Here is a 16,795-nt window from a genome sequence, read left to right as displayed (position 1 = left end):
GGTTTCATGTTTATTAAAATTTATGCATTAATTTGGCTGTTTTTACGCAATATTTTATTAACTTTGCACGTTAATTGTGCGTTAAGTAAGACATGAGACAATTAAAGATCACCAAATCAATCACCAATCGTGAAAGTGCCTCGCTCGACAAATTTCTTCAGGAGATAGGTCGCGAGGAGCTCATCTCCGTTGAGGAGGAGGTAGAGCTGGCTCAACGCATTCACCAGGGTGACCAACGCGCTCTCGACAAGCTCGTTCGTGCCAACCTACGCTTCGTTGTATCAGTGGCAAAACAGTATCAGAATCAGGGACTAAGCCTCCCCGACCTCATCAACGAAGGCAATCTCGGCTTGATTAAAGCGGCACAGAAGTTCGACGAGACACGCGGTTTTAAATTTATTTCCTACGCTGTGTGGTGGATACGTCAGTCCATCCTCCAGGCATTGGCTGAGCAGAGTCGTATTGTGCGACTTCCTCTCAACCAGGTAGGGTCCCTCAACAAAATAAGCAAAGCTCTGTCAAAGTTCGAGCAGGAGAATGAACGCCGCCCCTCACCGGAGGAGCTTGCCGAGCGTCTCGACGTGCCTGTCGACAAGATTGCTGACACTCTTAAAGTATCCGGCCGCCACATATCGGTCGATGCTCCGTTTGTGGAAGGAGAGGACAACAGTCTCCTTGATGTGCTCACCAATGACGACTCCCCTATGGCTGACTCGACACTCACTCAGGAGTCGCTTGCCAAGGAGGTGGACCGCGCACTCAAGCAGCTCCACGACCGAGAGAGAGAGATTCTCAAGATGTTTTTTGGCATAGGCTGCCAGGAAATGACCCTTGAGGAGATCGGAGCCAAGTTCGATCTAACCCGTGAACGTGTGCGCCAGATCAAGGAGAAAGCCATACGTCGGCTTAAGGGTCAGAAGAGCCATTTGCTTAAAGCTTATCTCGGACAGTAATATATATTGTCCGGGAGTCATAAAGGCGCAAAACATCAATACTCTTTCTCTAAATTGAGGGGATATTGTGTTTTGTGCCTTTTATCATTTCAATGATTCATCACAATCGCCTTAGATACAATCACTATGATACCATCCTTAATCGCAGCCGTGCTCTCATCGCTTGCTGTGACAGTAACAAATCCACTGCCTGAGTCACGCCAGGATGTCCCTGTGGTAATTTCAATCCCATCTTCTGCCGGTGAAGTTCGTTCAATAACAGTTCCGGAAATGCCCGATGTACCATATCAGCTTGATGATATGAATGCCGACGGAATCCCCGATGAACTGGTGCTGCTTCTTGACATGAAACCCAGCGAGACACGTCGTTTCAAAGTGAGATTCTCTGCAAAGGATGCCGATACGGATCTCACGCCAGGGACCTATGCTTATATAAGACTTAACGACAAGAATAAAAAGTATCCCAAAATCTCATCCATAACATATCCCGGAGATGTCGATAACCGCCAGATGTACAGCAGCATCTATGGTCATGGAGCTGTGCTTGAAGGATTATACAATGCCATCAGAGTGTATATGGACAACCGTCAGAGCATAGATCTATATGCCAAGAACCATCCGCGTCTTGAACTTGACTCAACCGGTTTCTATACAACACGTAAACAGCTCGATCAGGGATACGGCAGAGATATTCTCTGGGCCGGCACATCGGTAGCAATGGGCTCATTCCGAGGATGGAACGGCTCAAGACCTGTGACAATCGACACAGTCACCACCCGCGGTCAGCGAGTAGTAACCACCGGACCGCTCCGTTCCGTGATAGAGGTACAGGATAAAGGCTGGATATATAATGGCACTCCAATTGATATGACCCAGCGGTATACAATATACAAGGGTCATCGCGACTATGATGTTGAAATAATTCTGAAAGGAGCACCCAAGGGGGCAGTATTTGCCACAGGCATACAGAAAATAATGAACAATAATAAAGGGTTCATCACCCCTCAGGGACTTGCAGGGAGCTGGGGCGACAATCTGCCCGACAAGAATATGCCAGAGGTGACCGACACATTGGGACTTGGAATTTCAGTTCGTGAGCCTTATCTGGCAAAAACTCTTGAGGACGATGTCAATTATCTAACCCTCCTCACTCCGGATACGAAAGGGAAAATCCGTTATACCATAACAGCCGCCGCACTCCGCGACGAGACATCACCACGCTCATCCAAGGAATGGTTCGCATACCTTAAAAAATGGCGTCGCGGGCTTGATGCTCCGGTAAAAGTAACTGTTGCCAAAACCACAAGAAAGAGATAAATAGTCATAACCATGAAACTTTTAACAACATTATTTATTACCACATGCCTGACTGTGATGCCGGCTGTCGCAGCAGAGCCCTCCGATACTGTAACAGTATTCATGATCGGAGATTCCACAATGGCAAACAAACCTCTTAAAAAAGAGAATCAGGAACGTGGCTGGGGGCAGATGCTTCCGGTATATCTGCAAGGAAAAATCAAAGTTGACAATCATGCGGTAAACGGACGCTCAAGCAAGAGTTTCATTGATGAAGGCCGATGGGACAATGTGATGTCATTAATCCGTCCGGGAGATTATGTAATAATCCAGTTCGGACATAATGATGAAAAAATAAAGAGCCCGGATCGTTATACCATTCCCGGGAGCACATTTGACGACAACCTGCGCCGATTCGTAAACGATACAAAAAGCAAAGGAGCGACACCTATCCTCATGAATTCCATTGTCAGACGTAATTTCCCTCCACAATCGATGATCGATGTGGCATCCGAAAGTGATGACAAGCAGAAAGAATGGAAAGGGAATTACCCACAGGAGGGAGTGATACTTATTGACACTCATGGGGCATATCTTGATTCACCCCGCAATGTGGCAAAAGAGACCGGAACGACATTCATCGACATGAACAAGCTCACTCATGAACTTGTGCAGAATTTAGGTCCCAACAATTCTCGCGACCTATTTATGTGGATACCTGCCGGCACATACGAATTCTGCCCCAAAGGGAAGATAGACAACACCCATCTCACTGTTATCGGCGGTCTTATGGTGTCACGTCTCGCAGTGAATGCTCTTGCCAAACAGGTGCCTGAGCTTCGCAGATACATCCGTCCCGAGATATATAACCTAAACAAGTAATCCATATATGAACAGACTCATAACATCTGTATCCCTGGCTATTTCATTTGCCTTGGCACAAGGGGTTTCTGCAAAGGACTACATCATCACATCTCATGGCGTAACAAACGACAGCACCAAGATTCAGACTGCTGCATTTCAGAAAGTAATCGATATGGCCGAGGCAGCAGGCGGCGGGCGCATAATTGTTCCGAAAGGAACATACCTCACCGGCGCGCTCTTCTTCAAGCCCGGCACAACACTACATATTGAAGATGGGGGATGCATAAAAGGCTCCGATGAGATAGAGAATTTCCCATTGATACCATCCCGAATGGAGGGACGAAGCATATACTACTATGCGGCTCTGATAAATGCCTATCATGTGGACGGCTTTGCAATCACAGGTCCTGGCATGATCAACGGCAACGGACTTAAATATTGGAAACAATTCTGGGCTCTTCGTGCCGAACGTGCCAAAATCAAAGAATCCTGCACCAATCTTGAGGTTCATCGTCCGAGGCTGGTGTTCCTATGGGGCTGTGACAACGTAAAACTCAGTGGTCCCACATTGTGCAACTCGCCATTCTGGACTACACATCTGTATCAGTGCAATGATGTAATTATTGAAAATTGCCGCATCACCGCTCCTCGCGAACCGGTAAGAGCCCCATCAAGCGATGCCATTGATCTTGATGTATGCTCCAATGTCATTGTCCGCGACTGCTATCTGGATTGTGATGATGACGGTGTGTGCATCAAAGGAGGGAAAGGAGTCTACGCCAATCGATCTGCCGAGAATGGTATTGTAGAGAATATTCTTGTGGAACGTTGCACATTCGGCCCTAACCTTCATGGCACTCTCACCCTTGGAAGCGAATGTGTTCATGCACGCAACATCGAAGTGCGAGACTGCCATGTAAATACCGGCACTGCAATACTTCGATTGAAAATGCGTCCCGACACATATCAGATATATGAGAACATTACAGTCAAAAATATAACCGGGTCAAGCGGCACCGTAATTGACATGAAGCCTTGGAAACAGTTCTTCAACCTTGAAGGGTCTTCCGAAAAGCCTTATGGCATTGTGCGAAACATCCTTATCGAAAATGTAGATGTCAAAGTAAAAACATTGGGTGTGATTGCCGGGAATCCATCGGACACTGTGAGCAATTTCATCATGCGAGATGTTAAGGTTGAAGCAAGCAATCCCGGATTCGAATGTATTTATCCTGGAGTAAAACTTGAAAATGTCACAATAAACGGAAAACAGATCGAAAATCCGACAAAATAAAAACATTCGCTACACCTGTAATGACAACAGCAGTTCAGCAGTTTATTAGAAAGCACCTCGCTCAGTCCTGCCGCATCCTTGTGGGATTGAGCGGAGGTGCTGATTCCGTAGCTCTGCTTCTCGCACTGAAGGAGGCTGGTGCACATTGCATAGCCGCACATTGCAACTTTCATCTTCGCGGAGAGGAAAGTGACCGCGACATGAAACACTGCATGGAGCTTTGCGACAGAATCGGGGTGAAACTCCTCATCAAACATTTCGATGTCACAGCACGCCGTGCCGCCACTGCTGAATCGCTCGAAATGGCATGCCGCGCCCTGCGTTACGATTGGTGGAACGAACTGATCGCCTCCGGCACATGTGATTACATTGCTGTAGGACATCACAGGGAAGACAATGTGGAAACATTCTTTATCAATCTGTTGCGTGGAAGCGGCATAAACGGACTGAAAGGGATGCTACCTGTCAACGGCAACATCATACGTCCGCTACTGAAAACATCCCGTGCCGATATAGAGAAATATGTGTCTAAAAAAGGGTTCTCATGGGTCGATGACCACACCAATTTTGAGAATGAGTACAAGCGCAACAAACTCAGGAATATCATTCTGCCTGAGATAGAAAGATTATTCCCCGGCGCGACTGATGCAATGGTGAAATCTCTTGATATTCTTCGTGACAACTACACTTTATATCGAACATATATTAATGAAAAAGCACGGAAATACATTCTTGCGAATGGAAGTATCGACGTGTCAGGAATAGTTAATTCCGAAGCGCAGCATTCCACTCTACTATATGAGATGCTTTCGCCAAAAGGGTTCACCCCTTCCCAGATAGAGAATCTCATAAAATGTTGTGACGGTACTTGTGTAAATGCTCAGTCGGGGCAACTCTTTGTAACCCCATCCTGTCCATTTGTTCTTGAGAGAGGAATACTCTCAGAATACTCCGAAAAACATAATATAAAAAAGGAGGAAAGATTTCGGGACCTTATATCACCGGCACTAAAGGTATCGACACTGACAACAAATGAATTCAATTCCCTAAAACAAAAAAGGCTACTGAAACCTGATTCTATATATCTGGATTCCAACGTCATGAACGGTTCTCCCGAATGGTGTCTACGCACATGGCATAAAGGCGATCGTCTATCCCCATTCGGCATGAAAGGCTCGCGCCTTGTCAGTGACATATTCAAGGATGCAAAATTCACACAAGCCCAGAAAGACTCCACTCTCCTACTCTTCCGCAACGACGAACTGATATGGATAGCTGGAGTACGTGCTTCAAGGCATTTTCCAATCACAGAACAGACCCAATCGGTAATACAAATAAAATTGCGCTGATAATGGAGATAATCATAAAAGGTATGGTCTGCCATCATTGTATCGAGGCTGTGGAGCGCGTACTGAAATCAGCCGGCCTTACCACAGAGAACATCACTTTAGGACGTGCGCAAATCAAAGAAAACCTGGATGGTGCAGCCCTTGACATGCTTGACAATCTGCTTGAACATGAAGGATTCTCACGTATACTCGATACAGAATCCCAATTGGTGGAACGCACAAAACAAGCTGTGATAAAGCATATCCGCGAGCCTCACGAATGCCGACTGAACCTGTCCAAGTGCCTTGAAGATACTCTTGCCGCGCCATATGACACTATAAGCCGAGTATTCTCCTCACATGAAGGCAGGACACTTGAAAAATACCAGATGGCACAACGTGTAGAGTGGGTGAAAGAGCTTCTTGGATATGGGCAGATGACAATCTCAGAGATTGCCGACCATACCGGATATTCCAGTGTGGCACATCTTTCCCGCCAATTCAAAAATATAACAGGGCTTACTCCCTCGGAGTACCTGCGCACTTCTATGAGCCGGAAGGGGCTAAATGAAGTATAGGCTTCTCATTGATTCTATTGGAGATATGTCACTCTCGTTATTCTTAGCACAGCGTTTGTCGCTCAAGTCATCCCGAAACAACGGATCGACCGGAATTCTGATTGCTATCATCGGTATCACTTTATCGGTGATAGTGATGATCGTATCCATATCGGTAATGATGGGGTTCCGCCATGAGATAAGACAAAAGGTAATAGGATTTGATTCACAGATGTCAATAGGAGTCAAGACTGGAGCAGACACCGATGCATCGGTACTTATTTCAAACGATGATCTGAAAACTACCCGCGAGATACTCCCCTCTTCAGCATCGGTCTCTCTCTCTGTACGCCAACCTGCCATAATCAAGACTCCGAAAAATTTTTCCGGCTCCATAATAAAGGGGGTTGACAATAATTACGACTGGTCTTTCCTGCGGTCCAATCTTGTCGAAGGAATTATACCTGACTACAGCTCTGATTCTACAATGTATCATATTATGGTATCAAGGACCTTGGCAAATACTTTGGAACTTGAACTCGGGCAGAAAGTCGATACATATTTCCTTGGCAATGGTGCCTATCGTGCACGACGGCTGAAAATCGCCGGAATATATGACACTCATTTCAGTGAGTATGACCGTAACATGGTGTTCGGCTCTCTTTCGATGCTACAGCAGGTGGCGTCTGTGCCTGACACATGCGCCACTATAGCCGAGATAAACGGTCTGCCTGACGATGAAACTATTGACAATCTGTCGGCAAAACTTTCGAAAGCCTATCTTGATCGACTGTATGCAGGAAGTACCGATCGTGTATATTCCATCGTGAATATACACGACACAGCAGCACTGTATTTCAACTGGCTTGCCCTCCTTGATACAAATGTTAAGGTGATATTGACACTCATGTCATTACTGACCATACTGACCCTTATTTCTTCATTATTTATACTTATATTGAGACGTGTCAGCATGATAGGCATTCTTAAAGCGATCGGTGCATCCAACAGACTGGTGCGCAGCACATTCATTCTTCTTGCTGTAAGAATACTCGCTCGCGGTTTGCTTTTTGGCAATATAATAGGCATCGGATTCCTGTACATTCAGAAAACGACAAGACTGATACCTCTGAATCCCGACTCATATTATCTTGATCATGTACCGGTAATGATTGACTGGACATCGATACTGCTTCTCAATGCCGGAATAATAGTGTTGTCTTTTATTGTATTGCTATTGCCTTCAGCAATTGTCACAACTATTCCTCCGTCAAAAGCAATCAACTATGAATAAAAATCTATAAAGGACAACACTCCTTATGAATGAGGCTCGCAGAGTGTTGTCCTTTATTTTTCGCGGTAGACAGTATGGTTACCGACTTGATTTTTTTGAAATGATCTTCTTTAGTTTGGAAGGAGTGAGAGTATCGGGATAGTCTGAGAAGTTAAGACGAAGAGCGCATCCTTCCCGGAATCTGCTGCAACCGAATGCTGTATGCCCTTTTATAATATGCCCATGATGACACATAGGACATTCCACCTGTTCGAATTTTGTAACGCGAGGTGCGCGAGGCTTGGTGGGTTTAGGAGCATTCCCAACTGATGATGCACCTCCGGAAGCTTTTCCGTTTTGAGAGTCAGCCACTCCGGTATTTATCTTACTGTTGGAATTGTCGCTCAGCACATTTATCACAATCTCATTCATCAAGGTCTTAAGTTCTTCAATAAACTGAGGTGCGGAGTAATCCCCCCGCTCGATCCGACGGAGCTTATTCTCCCATATGCCTGTAAGTTTGGCACTCTTTAGCAGTTCTTCCTTAATCGTATTTATAAGATCTATACCTGCCTGTGTTGCCATTATCGATTTGCGGGTTCGGCTGATATATCTGCGCTTGAACAAGGTCTCGATGATTGCTGCGCGTGTTGACGGACGTCCTATTCCGTTCTCTTTCATGGCATCACGCAACTCCTCATCATCAACTGTCTTTCCTGCCGATTCCATAGCTCGCAGAAGTGTTCCTTCCGTATAATATTTCGGCGGCTGGGTAGTCTTTTTCTGTAGCGACGGTTCCTGTGGACCAGACTCCCCTATTGTGAATTCGGGAAGCAGCTTGTCATCACCGTCATTTGCCTCATCCTTTTCATCTTTAGAACCTTCATATACGGCTCTCCATCCCGGAGAAGTTATCACTTTGCCTGTGGCCTTGAATCCCTGAGATTCTACCGAGCCCATAACAGTAGTTGTCATGAACTGGCAGTCCGGATAAAACACTGCAATAAATCTGAGAGCTATCAGATGATATAATTTTCTCTCGTCACCAACCAAAACAGATGGTGATTGCCCCGTAGGGATAATCGCATGATGGTCTGTAACTTTTGAATTATCAAAGACCTTTTTGTTTTTTGCAATCTTCCCTTGGAGCAGCGAAGAAGTAAGTGTGGCATAAGGAGTCATCTGCGAAAGAATGCCTGGCACCTTAGGATATATATCCTCGCTAAGATATGTAGTATCGACGCGCGGATAAGTTGTCACCTTCTTTTCATACAGGCTTTGTATGAGCCGGAGTGTCTGATCGGCAGTCCAGCCCCATTTCTTATTGGTCTCAACCTGTAAAGATGTCAGGTCAAAAAGACGAGGAGCCGATTCCCGACCCTGCTTCTGCTGTACATCCTGAATGGTCATTTCTTTGCCACACAATGCAGCAAGAGCCTCTTCCGCCTCTTCGATAGAACTGAAACGGCCGGCTGTGGAATTGAAAGTCACATCGCGATACAATGATTTCAATTCCCAAAAATCTTCCGGTTTGAAATTCTCTATCTCGAAATGACGCTGCACAATCAATGCAAGTGTCGGGGTCTGCACCCTGCCTATTGACAGGACATTCCCAGGAGAGGAGTACTTAAGGGAATAAAGCCTGGTCCCATTCATGCCCAATATCCAGTCGCCTACAGCACGAGAAAGCCCGGCATAATACAGATTGTCAAACTTCTGTTGTGGTTCAAGTCTGGAGAATCCCTCTCGTATAGCATCGTCAGTCAAAGATGATATCCACAGACGGCTCACCGGACATTTCACTCCAGCCTTCTGCATCACCCATCTCTGTATCAGTTCTCCCTCCTGTCCGGCGTCACCGCAGTTGATTATCTCATCAGCCTGAGCGGCAAGGGTCTCTATCACGTGAAACTGTCGTTCATAGGATGCTTCCGGAATAAGTTTTATCCCAAATTTCGCAGGGATCATCGGTAATGACCCAAGCGACCATCGTTTCCATCCGTCAGTATAGTCATGCGGTTCTTTTAGCTGACATAGGTGGCCGAAAGTCCAGGTGACACAATAGTCTCCACCTGAATAATACCCATCGTTACGCACATTCGCGCCAAGGATCTTAGCTATATCCTTGGCGACACTTGGTTTCTCCGTTATGCAGAGTTTCAATTATTTTCGTGTTAAGTTAGTAACTGATTCACCGCGAGGAGTGGCGAGGTGGAGGTGGGCAAACTTGAATTGTTTCATCGCCGGAAAGTCTATCTCAACAAGTATACATCCGTCATCCTCCCATTGAAAATAACGCTTGAAATCTACACCATCGATATCGTTTCCATTATAGATCTGTTTACCCGATTTGAGTATTGCGGAATCAACACGATTGGACGTGTGAGGTGTTCCTGTGAATTTTCCGTATATCCGTGTAAGATCATTACGGAAGTCTATGCTGTCAACCACAACGGCAAGCGTCGCATCCGGAGTTGATGCATACCTCTTTACTACCTTGGCGTTCAATGGCATAGCCAATGCCATTGCCCCTGCTATTATCATTGAAATACACTTCATAGTCGAAATCGCTTTATGTCAGAAAATTGACTGACAAATGCAAAGGTACTCAAAATAATTGAAGTTGTTTGCATAATCGGACACCTATTTTTCGTAAATATGCCGTAAAATCCGCTCTAAGAGGCTGAAATAACTGAACTTCAATAGGATTTGTTAGTAACCCTTTTCAAATCGGGTCATTTTTGACAATAGCCGACAATCGTCAAATTGACCCTTTGAGCTAAAAACATTTCCTAAAAATTGTCCGAAATATGGCAATCTTGAACGCAGTTATTGTGCCGGCGAAAGTCCTCAAGGGTGGTCGGCATAAGGTCAGAATCTCAGTGGCGCACAATGGAGAAACTCGCTACATAGTAACTGACATCACAATCGAATCCCTCAAAGAGTTTAAGAATGGCTCAATAGTCAAAAGACCGGATGCAGCCATTCTCAATACCAAACTCCGTGGTCTTCTACAACGCTATCAAGGCGTGATCGATGATTTGGCATACACAAACGGTCTGACCTGCTCGGAACTCGTTTACCAAATCAAAAACGCAGGAAATTATAAGCACCGCACCCTATTATCGATCTACGAGGAGTATATGGATAACGCCCACATCAAGCCGGGAACATACAAGGGCTATGTGAACATCTGGAAAACTATCAGCGGGCACCTCAGCGAGAAGATGCTTGTTGAGAACATTACACACGGGACAATCCTGGGACTCGACAAGTATCTCCGTGAACGCGGGCTGAAACCCACTACTGTTCGCAACTATCTCGTGTTCCTGATGGTCTTGCTAAACTATGCCAAGCGATGTGGCTATGTGCAGTTCCGAGTGGACCCCTTTGCCGGATATGAGTTGCCAAAGATGGAGGTTCGCCAATCTTGGCTTTCCGTAGATGAGGTAAGAAAAATCCGGGACATAGAGAGCGTTAAGCCTAACATCATGAAATGCCGGGACCTCTTCATGCTCTCATACTATCTTGGCGGTATCAACATGATTGATCTGCTCAACATCAATTTCAATGAGCAGACCGACACAATCCACTACGTTAGGACAAAGACCGAGAATCGCCCAAAGATGAACAAGTTTGTAGAGTTCCGTATTCCAGACGAGGCTAAGGATATTATTGCCCGTCACAAGGGCACCGATGGTTTCATCCGTGTAACGGAGTTTCAGAGAAAATCAAACTGTCATTACTTCTTCGATGTCAATATGCCCAAGTTGGCAGAGATAACGGGCATCAAACAACTCATATTCTACTCGGCGCGAAAATCATTCAGCCAGCACGCCTTTGACCTCGGCATCAGTGAGAGTGTCATTGACTATATCCTGGGCCATAGAGTTGACAAAGGCGGCACCTCTCTTTACGCCTATATCTCGGTAACGCCTGATAAAGCTACAAAAGCCGTGCGACAGGTGTTGGATAATCTGAAATAAAGTGTTAACTTTGCATTATCAATAAGTTCTTTCCATCTGAAAGGTCTTATTGGTTTGACTTTGGCGGAGGGGTGGTTCCCTCCGCTTTTTTATTAACCCATCAATTCAATCAGCCATGTTTGACACTCCCTCCACAAGCAATGAATTTGACAAATACGATGAGCCGAGGCTCCACATGGAGAGGTTGCTGAAAGCTCACCTTGTAGAGTTTGACATCTCCCTACGCATCCTTTGCCCTCTTGAAAAAGCAGGAATCAGAACACTCGGCGATTTGGTAAATCAAACCGCCAAAGGGTTGAGAAAAATTAATCAACTCGGCAGGATCTCAGTTGAGACGCTTGAAAAATTCCTCGCCTATCACGGTCTATCACTCGCCAAATAAAAAAGGGCTGCCATCTCGACAGCCCGGAGCGTCACACATCATCAATTTACATCATCAAAGACGCTCCACTACCAATTACTAACGACATTCTTAAAAGTTCGCATAGCAAAAGAGCCGCGTTTCACAACGTGGCTCTTTTCACACATAATCAAAATTGCTATAAGCATTTCCTAATGGCAGTAATCAAAGGCTTTCGTAGAATCCAGCCTAAAGAAATCAAAACTAATCCCACAAGATACCAGAACGCATCAAGCCGGAACGATTCCCATTTTGAGAAATCACGCTCGATATACACCGGCTCGGGATAAGGAACAGGCACCTCTCTGACTGTTGCCTCGGTGTTGTTGGTCTTTGTATCCTTGACAGGCACCGGCACATCGGCTTTCAGTTTCTGCTCCTTGTTCTTGATCGAGTGGCCGAGTGTACCATCTTCATTTATCCAAGCGTCGGACTCGGCGAGAGATGTTTCAAGGTGGCTCGTGCTATCCGGCACTACCTGCTTTGCTGATTCCATCGGAACCGGCACCTCAATGGTAACGGTATCAATCCTGACGGTCTCGATATATTCAATCCTGACGCTATCCGTATTGTTGACAATGACGGGCGTTGAGGGTAACATCTGCTTAGATGAGTGGCACCCGGAAAGCATGAGAGAGGCAAGTGATACCACGATTATAACAAGGTTCTTCATCGGCTCATACTTTGAAAAGATGTTTGTACTCCGGGATAGCGTCAAAGCACGGACAGCCTTTGATATACTCAAACGGCTCAATAACTCCATTGCCGTTGAGGTCGGGCGATGTATCGCGGTGCCCGATGATGCGCTTAATTGTCGGATACTCGGCAATCAGTCGCTTGCAGAGTGATAGGATTGCTGCTTTCTGGGCCGGTGTTCTTGTGTCCTTTATCTTCGTGCCGTTGGTGTCCGCTTTGTCAAGACCGCCGGCATAGCAGATGCCGATGGAGCGTGCATTATGATTGACCGCATGGCATCCGCGCACGTTTATGGGGCGGCACTCCTCTATTGTTCCGTCAAGACGGATATAGAAGTGATATCCGATGTAAAGTGTCTTCCCGGTCTTGGAATCAACATAGGTTGAGAACTTGCGCGCTTTGTGGGCGGCATTGACCGAGTCGCTTGTGAAGTTCACGCCCTCTTTGGTGGCGGAACAATGGAGAATAATCTCGTCGATGAGACGGGACATAGGCACCTCCGATGTTGAATAGCCCAACTTGCTCCAGGTCTTGGGGCCGGCTATCCCATCGGGAGTCAGTCCATATTTCCTTTGATAGTCCTTCAAAGCGGTTTCCGTTTTTGCACCGAAAACACCATCTTCGCTCAGACCGCAGTTGCAGGCTTTGTTCAATGCCTGCTGGAGCTTCTTCACATCATCGCCCCGGCTACCTTTCTTGATTGTAGTCATATTATTCAGTTTTAGATTTGATTTCGGACAGGTCTATGTCAAAGTGCCGCTCGGTCTTATCGACAACGATGCGCTGAAGAAGTTTCGCCCACTTTGCGCCGTTACAACTGGACTCGTTCTCAAGGATGGACCACAACTGCCAAAAGCATATCGCTCCGGCTGCCACTTTGGTAAGGTCGATAGGCAAACCATCGGTGATGTGCTTCTGCATGAGAAACGCCATGATGATAAGAGCCCATGCTTTCAACACCGTCATTATGACCTTGCCGAAATGTTGAGATTTGAATTTTTTGCCGTCGTCGCTCACTCTTTCGGGATGAGCTTTTCTGGCTCGTTTGGATAGTTGCCAGGCGGTGAAACAGTCGGCGAATATCATAAGGGTGCAAATGATGAGATATGGCAATGTTGGTTCAAGTATTGCTACTATGGCTCCAATAGCCGTGAACACCCAGCGGAGAAATTCAGAGATATGGTTCATGTCTTAAAGATTTAATGTTTCAGTAATGTGAAAAGGGAGCCAAGTGTCGCACCGACAACCGAACCGAGAGCATCGGCACCTATGTCTGACCAATCCCATTTGTTTCCTATGGCACATTTATCACCATACTCCTTGCCGACACCGATAGCCATGCCAGCGATAAAACCGGCGATCCATGCGTTGTGATATTCCGCATTAAACTCTATGGCTGATGCTGTGAATGATACTACGGCGCAAGCCGAGAAATGTTTGATTTTATCGTTGGCTATCTTCATAAGTCTTATTTTTGCCCAAAAGTAAGTGAATAAGCCACTCATTCAACGAATTGCCGAAAAACCGACATAAGCAAAACACCTTAAATCGCCCTATTTAAGCGACTTGCAAAAAAAGCGAGATGGCACGAACCTTTCGATTCGCACCATCTCATGCACATACTCACTAATATATTACACTAATTCAAAAATCAAGACATAGAATAAATTGACCAGCATCCCGACCTCAAAGGCATATACGAGATACCTCCGCTTGAATAGTCCTACAATCCCTCCGGTAATCCCGAAATATGGAAAATATCCCATTGCTATCACCCATGCCAATAGAGCAGCACACATAATTATGGCAGAGGTATAATGTACCGGGCCATCAAGACCATCACGATACTTAGGACTTGCGGCAACAAACATGGCACCTGCCATAAGCAGGAACACAAGGAACTGAAACCTCTCCGGCGTAATCTCAAACATCGGCGCGATAATGAGCCCGGCACAAACTCCGAGAGTAAGTGGGAACATCCACCCGTTTGCCATTCCGTAATAAATCGCGCTCAATGATTCGGGATGCTTATGCCTCAACGCATAGCCGATAATCAATGCCGCAAATAAGACAGCCGAAATAACGACACTGGCTATCATAACTCCGGCAGGCTTATGTTCGCAACCGGGAATAATGCCAACGCCTCGGCTTTGTACGCCCAACACTCGGCAAGACACTGCTTGATGAATCGGTAACAGCCCATATAGAAATCATCAATATCTTCAAATGTCTTGAAGTCGTAGAGGTACAAGTCGAAATCGCCGCCAAACTTGAATGTTTCCGGCAGAGATTCCCCGTTGGTATCACGGGCAATGTTCCGGGCTGTCTCGTAGTTGCTCTGATTCTCCTTAGACAACCACACGGGCATACCTTTGAATGTATGGCCGGAGAGGATTTTATCATCGCACATCTTGTTCAGAGCATCGAAGATGTCGCTGATAATCTCCTCATTTGTCGGCTTCTTGGTGTATTTTTTGCGGAGGTTGAAGCCGTTTTCATCTTCTTCATTGTCTTTCCAGAACCCGAAGAACACCTCCCATTTGTTGCGGCCGATAGAGTATAAGCCATCTTGCCGCTCTTTGGCGCCGTATATCTTTTTCATTGCAAAATGATTTTTGCGCTAATATACAACGAAAAACGGCAGGTTGAGCCAAATGACCGAAAAGCTGATTCTTAGGTAAACTTGTATTTTACTTTGTTTCCGTCAAATACCTCGCTTTGGATGATGGTCTCAAATGGAAATCCGTCAACGTCGCGAACTTTTTCGAGTATCTGTTTCATCTCTTCGGAGGAGGTGAAGAATTTCATCCAAGTTCCCGTCTGCGGGTCGCGGCACGATACGATATATCGGTCTTTGCCGTAGCCGGTTTCCTGCCCGGATACGAACTTGTGAACCTCGATGGTCTTATTCTGGAGGGCGGCGAGTCTTACGACATTGCCGGGGAGCATTTCCTTTCCGTTTGCGGGAGTATAGGAAATTCCCATCTCTGAAAATTTTTGCATTTGATGATGTGTTAATTTGAAATATAAATGCTTGCAGTCAGCATGGCAAGCCATACCCTTGAAAGAGCCTATGATTTTTTGTCGGCGCTTTCGAGATTTAACCTTAGCCAGCTTCCGGGCCGCATTTTGTTTCGTTCTCTTACGGAGCAGGGTGTGAGTCGGATAATGAACATAACCAACCATATCAAGACCATCCGTAAGCGGTCTAACCGCCTCGTTAGGTTTGACAGTCAAACCGAGTTTTGCCATCTCCTCAACATAGACATCCCGCAACTGCCAGAGCCGTTTCTTGTCATTGCCCCCGATTGCAGTATCATCGCAATAGTTGTAGTAGAGATATCTGACCTCGACACTCCCATCCTCATTTGATATGAAATATCGTTCTGCCATAGAGAGCATCTTATGGTGGACCGGCGAAATAAAGAGATTTCCGAAAGTCTGCGATGAACGCAATCCTTTTGAAAGTCCTTCGGGGAGCAGCGTTATGAAACTATCAAGAATCGGAAGCAGAACGGAGTCACTGATGTATTGCCGGATTACGCATTTCATCCGCTCCTGGCTTATACTGTCGTAATAATGGGAAATGTCATTTTTATAATAGTGGGTAAACAGTCCCGGCACCGCCTTAATATCATCCTCAATAATATGGTGCATCCAGTGCATACCCCTTCCTTTGATAGAGGCTCCCGTATTGTGAATCAGTGAGGGATAAGTGTATTTCTCAACCACCACCATTATACAATGGCATCCGACACGCTTTGGGACTTTAGGTGCCTGGCACTCCCGCTCTTTAGGTCCATCCTTAACCCGTAGTGTCTTTACATCTTTCAGCGTGATCCTAAAAGAGCCATCGGCAATCTGCCTTTTCAGAGTGCCGATTATAGCATCACGCACTTTCGCCGCATAAATCTGTTGTTCCAGATATGCGGCGTATTCTTCGGGAGTATTAAAATCATACTCCGTCTTTGGCTCCTTGTCGGGAGCATATTTGGCCCGTTGCTCTTTGCTCTCCAAATGGCTGATTACATAATCATAGCCACTATACATATTGGAGTCGCTGACAATCTCTGGGATAAGATTATCAATTGGATACTGAATCTCCATGACGCGCCTTCAGGGCTCTTCGTTATGTTCCGGCTTTCTGC

General features: G+C 45.9%; 17 protein-coding genes and 2 pseudogenes. 9 read left to right on the top strand and 10 right to left on the bottom strand.

Annotated elements, in window-relative coordinates; genetic code table 11:
* Positions 1–92: 92 nt before the first annotated feature.
* The 7 genes and pseudogenes from EZ315_RS12365 (at position 93) to EZ315_RS12335 (ending at position 7,586) form a co-directional block, all read left to right on the top strand.
* Positions 93–953, top strand: coding sequence for a sigma-70 family RNA polymerase sigma factor (locus EZ315_RS12365; protein WP_135472345.1), 861 nt, complete (start codon positions 93–95; stop codon positions 951–953).
* Between the two features lie 126 nt (positions 954–1,079).
* A complete protein-coding gene (locus tag EZ315_RS12360) occupies positions 1,080–2,270 on the top strand; it encodes a DUF4861 domain-containing protein (RefSeq protein WP_135472344.1) in 1,191 nt (396 codons plus the stop codon).
* Positions 2,271–2,327: 57 nt separating this feature from the next.
* A pseudogene (locus EZ315_RS12355) lies at positions 2,328–3,128 on the top strand (rhamnogalacturonan acetylesterase); the annotation flags it as partial.
* 10 nt (positions 3,129–3,138) lie between these two features.
* Positions 3,139–4,407: a glycoside hydrolase family 28 protein gene (locus tag EZ315_RS12350; RefSeq protein ID WP_135472342.1), complete on the top strand. Its 1,269-nt coding sequence runs from the start codon at positions 3,139–3,141 to the stop codon at positions 4,405–4,407.
* 20 nt (positions 4,408–4,427) lie between these two features.
* Positions 4,428–5,756: a tRNA lysidine(34) synthetase TilS gene (gene tilS / locus EZ315_RS12345; protein ID WP_135472341.1), complete on the top strand. Its 1,329-nt coding sequence runs from the start codon at positions 4,428–4,430 to the stop codon at positions 5,754–5,756.
* Between the two features lie 2 nt (positions 5,757–5,758).
* Positions 5,759–6,313, top strand: coding sequence for a helix-turn-helix domain-containing protein (locus tag EZ315_RS12340; RefSeq protein ID WP_160658659.1), 555 nt, complete (start codon positions 5,759–5,761; stop codon positions 6,311–6,313).
* A gap of 25 nt (positions 6,314–6,338) precedes the next feature.
* On the top strand, positions 6,339–7,586 hold the full coding sequence (locus EZ315_RS12335; RefSeq protein ID WP_170957539.1) for an ABC transporter permease: 1,248 nt from the start codon (positions 6,339–6,341) through the stop codon (positions 7,584–7,586).
* Between the two features lie 78 nt (positions 7,587–7,664).
* Here EZ315_RS12335 and EZ315_RS12330 read toward each other — a convergent pair whose 3' ends face one another.
* The gene (locus EZ315_RS12330) at positions 7,665–9,728 is read right to left on the bottom strand and encodes a DNA topoisomerase 3 (RefSeq protein ID WP_135472338.1); all 2,064 of its coding nucleotides are present in this window, start codon (positions 9,726–9,728) and stop codon (positions 7,665–7,667) included.
* Positions 9,729–10,124: a hypothetical protein gene (locus EZ315_RS12325; RefSeq protein ID WP_135472337.1), complete on the bottom strand. Its 396-nt coding sequence runs from the start codon at positions 10,122–10,124 to the stop codon at positions 9,729–9,731.
* 251 nt (positions 10,125–10,375) lie between these two features.
* On the opposite strand from EZ315_RS12325, the gene EZ315_RS12320 reads away from it, so the two are divergent.
* Both EZ315_RS12320 and EZ315_RS12315 read left to right on the top strand, forming a co-directional pair.
* Positions 10,376–11,551, top strand: a complete 1,176-nt coding sequence (locus tag EZ315_RS12320; protein ID WP_135472336.1) for a phage integrase SAM-like domain-containing protein — start codon at positions 10,376–10,378, stop codon at positions 11,549–11,551.
* Between the two features lie 115 nt (positions 11,552–11,666).
* Positions 11,667–11,933 (top strand): DNA-directed RNA polymerase subunit alpha C-terminal domain-containing protein, encoded by a 267-nt coding sequence (locus tag EZ315_RS12315; RefSeq protein ID WP_135472335.1) that lies wholly within the window; start codon positions 11,667–11,669, stop codon positions 11,931–11,933.
* Between the two features lie 157 nt (positions 11,934–12,090).
* On the opposite strand, the gene EZ315_RS12310 is transcribed toward EZ315_RS12315, so the two are convergent.
* The 8 genes and pseudogenes from EZ315_RS12310 to EZ315_RS12280 all read right to left on the bottom strand — a co-directional run bounded on the left by EZ315_RS12310 (position 12,091) and on the right by EZ315_RS12280 (position 16,754).
* On the bottom strand, positions 12,091–12,624 hold the full coding sequence (locus EZ315_RS12310; RefSeq protein ID WP_135472334.1) for a YajG family lipoprotein: 534 nt from the start codon (positions 12,622–12,624) through the stop codon (positions 12,091–12,093).
* A 4-nt stretch (positions 12,625–12,628) separates the two neighbouring features.
* On the bottom strand, positions 12,629–13,138 hold the full coding sequence (locus tag EZ315_RS12305; protein ID WP_168182182.1) for an N-acetylmuramoyl-L-alanine amidase: 510 nt from the start codon (positions 13,136–13,138) through the stop codon (positions 12,629–12,631).
* A 36-nt stretch (positions 13,139–13,174) separates the two neighbouring features.
* Positions 13,175–13,357: pseudogene (locus EZ315_RS16395) on the bottom strand (peptidoglycan-binding domain-containing protein); the annotation flags it as partial.
* 1 nt (position 13,358) lies between these two features.
* Entirely contained in the window at positions 13,359–13,835 is a 477-nt protein-coding gene (locus EZ315_RS12300; protein ID WP_135472332.1) for a phage holin family protein, read from the bottom strand.
* 11 nt (positions 13,836–13,846) lie between these two features.
* Positions 13,847–14,110: a hypothetical protein gene (locus EZ315_RS12295; RefSeq protein WP_135472331.1), complete on the bottom strand. Its 264-nt coding sequence runs from the start codon at positions 14,108–14,110 to the stop codon at positions 13,847–13,849.
* Positions 14,111–14,281: 171 nt separating this feature from the next.
* Entirely contained in the window at positions 14,282–14,746 is a 465-nt protein-coding gene (locus EZ315_RS12290) for a hypothetical protein (protein ID WP_124076641.1), read from the bottom strand.
* On the bottom strand, positions 14,743–15,249 hold the full coding sequence (locus EZ315_RS12285) for a hypothetical protein (protein ID WP_135472330.1): 507 nt from the start codon (positions 15,247–15,249) through the stop codon (positions 14,743–14,745). The genes EZ315_RS12290 and EZ315_RS12285 overlap by 4 nt, the downstream gene beginning before the upstream one ends.
* Positions 15,250–15,320: 71 nt before the next feature.
* Positions 15,321–16,754 (bottom strand): RNA-dependent RNA polymerase family protein, encoded by a 1,434-nt coding sequence (locus tag EZ315_RS12280; protein ID WP_135472329.1) that lies wholly within the window; start codon positions 16,752–16,754, stop codon positions 15,321–15,323.
* Positions 16,755–16,795: the final 41 nt, after the last annotated feature.

The organism is Duncaniella freteri (assembly GCF_004766125.1).
Lineage (GTDB): Bacteria > Bacteroidota > Bacteroidia > Bacteroidales > Muribaculaceae > Duncaniella > Duncaniella freteri.
This window is presented reverse-complemented; position numbering and strand designations above follow the sequence as displayed.

Coding starts and splice junctions, on each gene's coding strand:
- EZ315_RS12340 (WP_160658659.1), top strand. CDS start 5,759: ATGGAGATAATCATAAAAGGTATGGTCTGCCATCATTGTATCGAGGCT.
- EZ315_RS12300 (WP_135472332.1), bottom strand. CDS start 13,835: ATGAACCATATCTCTGAATTTCTCCGCTGGGTGTTCACGGCTATTGGA.
- EZ315_RS12365 (WP_135472345.1), top strand. CDS start 93: ATGAGACAATTAAAGATCACCAAATCAATCACCAATCGTGAAAGTGCC.
- EZ315_RS12285 (WP_135472330.1), bottom strand. CDS start 15,249: ATGAAAAAGATATACGGCGCCAAAGAGCGGCAAGATGGCTTATACTCT.
- EZ315_RS12295 (WP_135472331.1), bottom strand. CDS start 14,110: ATGAAGATAGCCAACGATAAAATCAAACATTTCTCGGCTTGCGCCGTA.
- EZ315_RS12310 (WP_135472334.1), bottom strand. CDS start 12,624: ATGAAGAACCTTGTTATAATCGTGGTATCACTTGCCTCTCTCATGCTT.
- EZ315_RS12320 (WP_135472336.1), top strand. CDS start 10,376: ATGGCAATCTTGAACGCAGTTATTGTGCCGGCGAAAGTCCTCAAGGGT.
- tilS (WP_135472341.1), top strand. CDS start 4,428: ATGACAACAGCAGTTCAGCAGTTTATTAGAAAGCACCTCGCTCAGTCC.
- EZ315_RS12280 (WP_135472329.1), bottom strand. CDS start 16,754: ATGGAGATTCAGTATCCAATTGATAATCTTATCCCAGAGATTGTCAGC.
- EZ315_RS12360 (WP_135472344.1), top strand. CDS start 1,080: ATGATACCATCCTTAATCGCAGCCGTGCTCTCATCGCTTGCTGTGACA.
- EZ315_RS12290 (WP_124076641.1), bottom strand. CDS start 14,746: ATGATAGCCAGTGTCGTTATTTCGGCTGTCTTATTTGCGGCATTGATT.
- EZ315_RS12350 (WP_135472342.1), top strand. CDS start 3,139: ATGAACAGACTCATAACATCTGTATCCCTGGCTATTTCATTTGCCTTG.
- EZ315_RS12335 (WP_170957539.1), top strand. CDS start 6,339: ATGTCACTCTCGTTATTCTTAGCACAGCGTTTGTCGCTCAAGTCATCC.
- EZ315_RS12315 (WP_135472335.1), top strand. CDS start 11,667: ATGTTTGACACTCCCTCCACAAGCAATGAATTTGACAAATACGATGAG.
- EZ315_RS12305 (WP_168182182.1), bottom strand. CDS start 13,138: ATGTCCCGTCTCATCGACGAGATTATTCTCCATTGTTCCGCCACCAAA.
- EZ315_RS12325 (WP_135472337.1), bottom strand. CDS start 10,124: ATGAAGTGTATTTCAATGATAATAGCAGGGGCAATGGCATTGGCTATG.